Origin of the sequence: Streptomyces sp. SPB074, assembly GCF_000154905.1 — a bacterium.
Lineage (GTDB): Bacteria > Actinomycetota > Actinomycetes > Streptomycetales > Streptomycetaceae > Streptomyces.
In genome coordinates this window covers 2,244,252-2,246,540 of sequence record NZ_GG770539.1, presented here as the reverse complement: position 1 = coordinate 2,246,540, position 2,289 = coordinate 2,244,252, and the positions used below count along the sequence as shown (strand labels likewise).

Annotated in this window: 3 protein-coding genes; all 3 read left to right on the top strand. The window is 73.7% G+C overall.

The features are described 5' to 3' along the window. The first annotated feature begins 53 nt into the window (after positions 1–53). Complete coding sequence (locus SSBG_RS09070) at positions 54–875, top strand: IclR family transcriptional regulator (protein WP_008745883.1); 822 nt, start codon at positions 54–56, stop codon at positions 873–875. A 6-nt stretch (positions 876–881) separates the two neighbouring features. Continuing rightward, positions 882–1,298: a RidA family protein gene (locus SSBG_RS09065; protein ID WP_008745882.1), complete on the top strand. Its 417-nt coding sequence runs from the start codon at positions 882–884 to the stop codon at positions 1,296–1,298. 156 nt (positions 1,299–1,454) lie between these two features. Then, on the top strand, positions 1,455–2,135 hold the full coding sequence (locus SSBG_RS09060) for a hypothetical protein (protein ID WP_008745881.1): 681 nt from the start codon (positions 1,455–1,457) through the stop codon (positions 2,133–2,135). The last annotated feature ends 154 nt before the right edge of the window (positions 2,136–2,289 follow it).

Sequence of the window (2,289 nt, the reverse complement as noted above, 5' to 3'; positions counted from 1 at the left end):
CCGGGGTGGGCCGACGCGGCGGGGGCGGCCGACGCGGCCGGGGCGGCCGGGGCATGAGCCAGACCGTCGACCGCGCGCTGAGCATCCTGCCGCTGCTCGCCGAGGGCCCCGCCGACCTCGGCGGCGTCGCGGACCGCCTCGCCGTGCACAAGTCCACGGCACTGCGGCTGCTGCGCACCCTCGCCGAACACGGCCTCGTCTACCGCCAGGCCGACGGCCGCTACCGCCTCGGCTCGCGCCTCTTCGCGCTCGCCGCGCAGGCCGTCGAGCACCTGGACGTACGCGGCATCGCCCACCCGCACCTCGTCCGCCTGGGCGAGACGTGCGGGCACACCGTGCACCTCGCCGTGCACGAGGAGGGCGAGGTCGTCTACCTCGACAAGGTCGACAGCCGCTACCCGGTACGGATGTACTCGCGCGTCGGCAAGACCGTCCCGATGACCGTCGCCGCCGTCGCGAAACTCATCCTCGCCGACCTCCCTGAGCCCGAGCGCCGCGCCGTCGCCGAACGGCTCGACTACCCGCGCTACACGCCCCGTTCGACCCCGGACGCCGCCGCGTACCTCAAGGAGCTGGCGCGGGTGCGCGAACAGGGCTGGGCCACCGACCTCGGCGGCCACGAGGAGTCCATCAACTGCGTCGCGGCCCCCGTGCGCGGCGCGGACGGGCGCGTCGTCGCCGCCCTCTCCGTCTCCGCGCCGAACGTCGTCGTCAGCGCGGACGACCTGCTCAGTCTTCTCCCGCTCGTGCGCCGCACCGCCGACGCCGTGGGCCGGGAGTACGCGGGCTCGCCCGAACCGGGCGGGACCGTCCCGGGAACGCCCGTGCCGGGCGCGCCCGTTGCCGCCAGTGACACACCGACCAAGGAAGCCTGACCCGTCATGCCGACCGAGAAGACCGCCCTCACCCCCGCCACCCACACCGTCCCGCCCGCGAAGTTCTCCCACGGCGTGCGGAAGGGGAACATCCTCCAGGTCGCCGGCCAGGTCGGCTTCCTCCCCGCCGTCGAGGGCCAGGCCCCCACCCCCGCGGGGCCCACGCTGCGCGAGCAGACCCTCCAGACCTTCGCCAACGTCAAGGCGATCCTGGAGGAGGGCGGCGCGAGCTGGGACGACGTGATGATGATGCGCGTCTACCTGACCGACGTCGACCACTTCGCCGAGATGAACGAGATCTACAACACCTACTTCGGGGAGCAGGGCCTGACCCAGCCCCCGGCCGCCCGCACGACGGTGTACGTGGGCCTGCCCAAGGGCCTGCTGATCGAGATCGACGCGCTGGCCGTCCTGGACGACTGAGCCCGGCGGCACACCCCGGCCGGAGGCCCCTCGTCGAGGGGCCTTTGGCCGGGGCGCTTCCGGCCGGGGCCGTCGTGGTGACGGTGCGGGGCGGGATCTGTGTGTCCCCGGCACCCGAACCTGCGTTCCACAGGCGCGTCCGTCATACTGCGCCCCGTGGAGCAGAAGCAGAGTGAAGCGAACCTTCCGCCCATCGGCGCCGCCGCCGATCCGGCGTTGATCCCCGGCCTCACGGTGCCGACTCCCCGTACGGGGACGGACGCGTCCGCCACGGACCCGGAAGCGGCCGCCGAGACGCGCCCCGGCGCGGACCCCGACGCGCCCGGACCGGACGCGGGACCGGGCACCCCGGCCCCCGAGGCCGCGGCAGCCACCCCGGAGGCGAGCACCGACGCGCCCCCGGCGGCCCCTGCCGCCGACGGGGACGCGGACGAAGCGGACGATGCCGACGCGGAGGCCGAGGAAGCCGGCCCCCGGGTCGCCGACGCCGCCCCCGCGGGCTCCCCCGAGGACGAGGACGGGGCCGCCCGCCCCGACGCCGAGTTCACCGCCACCGACCGGCGCGGCTCCGTGACCCTGGACGGCGACGGGGTCCGCTACGCGCTCGACGACCAGGCGTGCGAGTGGACCTGGAGCGAGGTGGCCGCCGTCGAGTACGGCACCTCGCGCCTGGGCCGCCGCCTCACCGTCACCGTGCACACCCCGGACGAGCGCTGGTACCCGCACGACGTGCAGGCCCCGGACAAGGCGACGCTGCACCGCTGGACGAAAGGAGCTGGACGCCGCGCTGGACGCGCACTTCGAGGAGTGACGCCCGGGTGCGACACCCGGGTCTGATGCCGAGGGCGAAAGGGAGGGGGGGGCCTCTTCCCCCCCCCTTTTTTTTTTGGGGGGGAAAAACCCCCCCCCCCCCGCGGGGGGGGTGGTTTTTTTTTTTAGATACCGGGTTTTTGTTTGTGTGTTGTGGTGTTTTCCCCTTTTTTTTTTTTTT